The organism is Geomonas silvestris (assembly GCF_014193515.1).
In the GTDB taxonomy this organism is placed as follows: domain Bacteria; phylum Desulfobacterota; class Desulfuromonadia; order Geobacterales; family Geobacteraceae; genus Geomonas; species Geomonas silvestris.
This window is the reverse complement of record NZ_BLXX01000029.1, coordinates 1-5092: the sequence shown is the minus strand read 5'-3', so window position 1 is coordinate 5092 and position 5092 is coordinate 1. Positions and strand designations below refer to the sequence as shown.

At 60.9% G+C, this 5092-nt stretch carries 5 protein-coding genes; 4 read left to right on the top strand and 1 reads right to left on the bottom strand.

Translation table 11 applies throughout. From position 1 onward, the window contains the following. The coding region (locus GMST_RS21980) for a cytochrome c3 family protein (protein WP_281380080.1) at window positions 1–1919 on the top strand (1919 nt) is incomplete at its 5' end. Window positions 1920–2003: 84 nt separating this feature from the next. Further along, window positions 2004–2282: a hypothetical protein gene (locus GMST_RS21975; RefSeq protein ID WP_183356848.1), complete on the top strand. Its 279-nt coding sequence runs from the start codon at window positions 2004–2006 to the stop codon at window positions 2280–2282. Window positions 2283–2456: 174 nt separating this feature from the next. Here GMST_RS21975 and GMST_RS21970 read toward each other — a convergent pair whose 3' ends face one another. Then, a complete protein-coding gene (locus tag GMST_RS21970) occupies window positions 2457–3077 on the bottom strand; it encodes a LysE family translocator (RefSeq protein ID WP_198424587.1) in 621 nt (206 codons plus the stop codon). A 124-nt stretch (window positions 3078–3201) separates the two neighbouring features. Between GMST_RS21970 and GMST_RS21965 the strand changes: the two genes are divergently transcribed. Beyond that, a complete protein-coding gene (locus tag GMST_RS21965) occupies window positions 3202–4095 on the top strand; it encodes a LysR substrate-binding domain-containing protein (protein ID WP_183356847.1) in 894 nt (297 codons plus the stop codon). A gap of 258 nt (window positions 4096–4353) precedes the next feature. Next, a complete protein-coding gene (locus GMST_RS21960; protein ID WP_183356846.1) occupies window positions 4354–4773 on the top strand; it encodes a hypothetical protein in 420 nt (139 codons plus the stop codon). Window positions 4774–5092 lie beyond the last annotated feature (319 nt).

The window sequence follows — 5092 nt, the reverse complement described above, 5'->3', positions numbered from 1 at the left end:
CCACCAACGGCCACACCTTCGCCTCCGGCGCGTTGCCGGTCTGTGCCGGCTGCCACGGCACCTACCTTACCGAGGCGAGCCTCGCTGCGGATCGCGCTTCCTTCCAAAACGCTCTGGAGATCCTCAGGGCACAGCTCGCCGCCCGGGGCATCGTGACGGCCTCCCTGGCCAACGGCTTCGCCAACACCAACTGGGGCTCCGGGGAGCAGGGGGCCAACACCATGGGAGCGGCCTTTAACTACGTGCTCCTGGCCGGCGAGCCGGGGGCCTACGCCCACAACCCGATGTACGCGCGGCAGCTGGTGCTCGACTCCATCGATTACCTCGACAACGCCCAGTTCGACAACTCGGTCGCCACTCTCGCGATCCCCAACCTGGTCGCCGCGGGTGCGATCAGCCAGGCCGTGGCGGACGGCTTCGCAGGGTACCAGGCGAAGGAGAGCTGCACCACCTGCCACGGCGGCAGCGCGGCCAGCGCGACCCCGATGGCCACCGGGGGACACAGCGCGCACCTTACCCAGGCCTACGGCCCGGGGAACTACTTCGGCAACGGAGTGGACGCCTGCCAGAACTGCCACCTGTTCGACCCGGCGACCCACCTAAACGGCTCGGTCGATCTCGTTAACGGCGCGGGTTCCGCCTGTGCCGGTTGCCATCCGGGCGGGCTCCCCTCCTGGAGCGGCGTGCGGCTCTCCTGCACCTCCTGCCATGCCGCGCAGCCGTCGGTGCTGCCAAACGGTGTGGCCGCGCCGTACCAGGCGAGCTTCCAAGCGAAGGGGCACGGGCGCTACGCCGCGAGCAGCACCTGCACCGACTGCCACGATCAAAACAGCCGCCACATCTCCGGATCGCTTGGCTCCTACACCCGGCTGGCCATCTCCGGCAATGCCCTGTGCGCCTCCTGCCACAACGACGGCGCGGTGGTCGGCCCGGCGTTTCTCAACATGAGCAGCCACTTCACCGCCAAGGGGAGCGGACAGAGCATGGGGTGCGCCGCCTGCCACGATCCCCATGGCAGCGGTAACCATTCCATGATCAGGTCGAGGATCAACGGCATCGCCATCAGCTTTACCAACAGCACCACGGGGCTGGTGGATCTGAACACCAACCTCGGGCTTTGCCAGGTTTGCCATACCCTGACCACCCACTTCCGCGCCGGGGTTCCCGAGGGGGGGCACCCGACTACCGGCTGCCTGAACTGCCACCGGCACAACGCGGCGGGGGGCGCCTTCAAGCCGTTTGGCAGCTGCGACGCCTGCCACGGCTACCCGCCGGTGCCGCGGCGTGCGGGGCTCAGCTTCGGCACCCTGAACAACTGGTCCGGCGCACGCTTCGAGTCCTACTCGGGGGGCGGCGGGGCGCACCTGTCGCACGTGGCGAAGACGGCCAAGGCCTCCCAGGGGTGGACGAACTGCACGCCGTGCCACAACGACGGTGCCGCGCGACATGCGATGGTGCTCCCCGTCAAGAACCACCGGGAGAACGTGACCGTGTCGGTGGCTCCCCAGTACGGCTTCGGGGCAGCGCCGCAGTTCGATGCCGAGAAGAGCTGCTCCAACGTCTCTTGCCACGCGGTGAAGAGCGGCAGCTTCAGCTACTACTCGTACAACGGCGGAACCGACGAGTACGACCTGATCACGGTGAACTACGGCGGAGCGCAGCGGACACCCGCCTGGAGCGCGACCGGCCAGCTGTGCGCGGCCTGCCACGGCAACCCGCCTTCCGACGGCAGGGTCTGGCACAGCGGCCGCCACGGCAACCAGGGGCCGACCTCGAGCTTTAACCAGTGCCAGCTGTGCCACCCCGACGCAAGCGGCGTGAACGGGCAGGGGACGACCATCACCAATCCGGCGCAGCACCGCAACGGCACTCTGGACGTGCAGGGGGCGTTCAAGACGACCTGCTTTGGCTGCCACTGATGGGGGAAACGGAGCATTGGAACGTTGGAAAGAATGAGAGCGAGATACTACCTGTGGTAGCATCTACGTGAGGAGGGTGTTGCCATGAAACGCAGTGCCATTATCGGGATTTGGTTCGTTCTGCTCGGCACGTTGTTGCTTTCGTCCACCGTCTGCGCTGCAGACCCGGTACCTGGGGGGACCACGCTGGCTAACGAAAGCGAGGTTTCAACCCTGCCGCCACGTGGTAAGGTGGTCAGCGACACGGCACCTCCCAAGGCGGTGGTCGGCATGATCTGGGTCGATAGTACCTGTAACATCGAGTACATTTTCGACGGAAGCAGCTGGATACCGCATACCGTCACCGATCAGCCGGCACAATAGGGCGCTGGCAAAGAGACGGTCCGCATCAGCAAAGGCACCTTGTTCATTCGGGTGCCTTTTTACCTGCTAGAGAACGGTTTTCGGCGGCCAGCCTCACCCGTGCCTCCATCCGGAGTCTTTCTGAAGGTGGGGAGGCAAGGGTGGCCCGGTAACGAATTGTCTATCCGTGATCATTCAGCTTGCCCCTCTGGACAACACCAGCAGAGCAGCGAAAACGATGAAGAGGGTGCCCCCCACCCGATTGATGGCGCGACCGCCGGCTTCCGAGGTGAACCAGGAGCGGGTCCTTTGTGCTCCGACCGCGTACAGGGAGTGGATGATAACGATCAGCACGCCATAGGTGAGCGCCATTATTGCGAACTGGAGGGAGAAGTTCAGGTCGCGGTCGATGAACTGCGGGAGCACCGAGAGGAAAAAGAAGATCGCCTTGGGGTTGGTGAACTGCAGCGTCACCCCCTTCACGAAGTTCCGCTGGAATCCCGCCTCGCGCTCCACCTGCTCCATGAACACGAACGCCGGTGCCCGCCAGAGTTTTACGCCGAGATAGCCAAGGTAGCAGGCGCCGATCCACTTCGTGATGGTGAACGCCAGGGGCGAACCCGCCAGCATTACCCCGAGCCCCGTTGCCGATAACGACGCGATGATCAGCGCTCCCACCGAGATCCCCAGTATCCCGCCGAAGCTCCCTTTCAGCCCGTAGCTCAACGCGTTGGTGAGCGTCATGACAACACCGGGGCCGGGACTGAACACCGTGAAAGCTGCCAGCATAAGATACATCGGGTAGAGCTTCATCATAACTTCCCTCCTCACCACCGCACCTAATCCTGTAGTCGTCTGCCGGTAATCTTAGCCCTTGCCATTCTATGAGACAAATGAATTGTTTTCATCTAACCCATAACTCTGTGTTATAGTTCCTGCCATGAATCTGAACCAGTTGACCATATTTCACGTAGTGGCGGAGCGTCTCAGCTTTACCCGCGCCGCCAAGGAGCTGCACCTGACCCAGCCGGGCATCAGCAAACACATCGCCGCGCTCGAGGAGTACTACGGGACACCTCTCTTCCACCGGATCGGCAGAAGGGTTTCCTTGACCCAGGCAGGGGAGATCCTCCACGAGGCAACCGGCACCATGACTGCACTTCTCGATGAGACCACGTCGCGTCTGGATGATCTTAAAGGGCTTGCCGGCGGCAAGCTGCAGGTTGGTGCGGGGGTGACCATCGCGGCCTACCTGTTGCCCAGGATGTTGACGGCGTTCAAGAAGCAAGCACCGGGAGTCGAGCTTACCGTTGAAACCGGCTTTAGTGGTGAGATCGTGGAACTGGTGTTGGCGACTGGCATCGAGCTCGGCCTGGTGGGACAGTTTTATGCAGATCCGCGCCTGGTGGTCAGGTCGTTCCACAAAGACCCGCTGGTTCTTATCGTACCGCCGGGGCACCGTTGGGTGAAGCGCAAGAAAGCTGTGGCGTTGGCAGAACTGGCGGCCGAGACCTTCCTGATATCCAAGAGAGGCTCCGGCACCTGGCGCATGGTCTCGGCCCTGCTTGAGGAGTCCGGCACCTGTCTCGGAAACACGATGGAGTTGGGAACCACTGAAGGGGTCAAACAAGCGGTGGCCGCAGGTCTGGGCATCTCCATCCTGTCGCGGCACGTGTTGGAGCGCGAGCTTGCTACCGGCAGCGTCCTGGAGATTCCGATGGTGGGAACGTGGCAGAAGCGGGAGTTGTACCTCATCTACCGCAAAGACCGCTACCTCTCCCAGGCGGCACGTGCTTTCCTAACCCTCCTTCCTCAGGTGCTACCGGCTCCTTAAGGAAAACCACCTTCAAAGTCTCGCTGCGCGCATGCAACTCGCATTGTCCCGTTGCCTTATTGAGCCTGATTTCTAAGGATGTGGTTGAGTTGTAGCTTGTGCACCAGCCTCAATCCAGCTTCCAACCCTGTCGGGAAAAAAACTGGCTTTCTCCTGCTTGCATTGCCCCTGTTAGCCGGTATTATCGAGCGTGTATGATTTGTAAAAACTAATTAGATGTCGGCTCGGTTTTACTACTACGAGGAAGGGAGGTGCGAGGTGCACATTTTGCGTAACTATCGAACTTTGGCTCCAACGAAATTCCACGGATTGAACCAGAGGGTCGTCGCTGCCGTGAGTGACACCTCGAAAATTTCGGAAGCGGTTTGGGCTGCGAATCCGAAGCTCCGCTCGGTTTACCTGGAAACCTCAAAAAAACATGACATCGTGTTCCATGAATCACTCCTTGGCAGTAAGCGCGACATCGCACAACGGGAAGTACTCCAGGCTCAACTGATAATCTATCTGGACGAAATTGCCGTGCTCCTGGAACTCGCGTCGCTCTACAATCCGGAGATCTTGGTCGTTTCGGGATTTGATCTCTCGAAGGATCGGCCCAGCCATTCCAAGCCGAAAATCCAGGGCGCTGATACCAATCCGACGCATCCGGCTCAAGAAGGGGAGGAGGCCGGCAGTTAAGACATGGTGCATCCAAGAGCCCACCTGAAGAGTTCATTCTTTGCCTAAAAGACCGTGAGGGGAGTTACCAGATGGGTAACTCCCCTCTTCTTTGCAGCCAAGGTGACGAAACATGCCGTTATTATCACCAACCTTAAGGTCCCGCCCGCCCCTTATCCTTGTCTCAACACTCCCTCTCTAGCGTATCGCCGGGGGTGTAAAGGATTTTGTGTAAATGTCCTATCGGCTACATAACGGGCATTCTACCTTCGTAAATGATCGAGAACTGGTTTAGGGCTAGCCTCCACCCCGGGATCGCTCTGCACCAAGTCTTGGAGAC

Excerpts from the sequence above, each read along its gene's own strand:
- GMST_RS21970 (WP_198424587.1), bottom strand. The coding sequence starts at position 3,077 with ATGATGAAGCTCTACCCGATGTATCTTATGCTGGCAGCTTTCACGGTG.
- GMST_RS21965 (WP_183356847.1), top strand. The coding sequence starts at position 3,202 with ATGAATCTGAACCAGTTGACCATATTTCACGTAGTGGCGGAGCGTCTC.
- GMST_RS21975 (WP_183356848.1), top strand. The coding sequence starts at position 2,004 with ATGAAACGCAGTGCCATTATCGGGATTTGGTTCGTTCTGCTCGGCACG.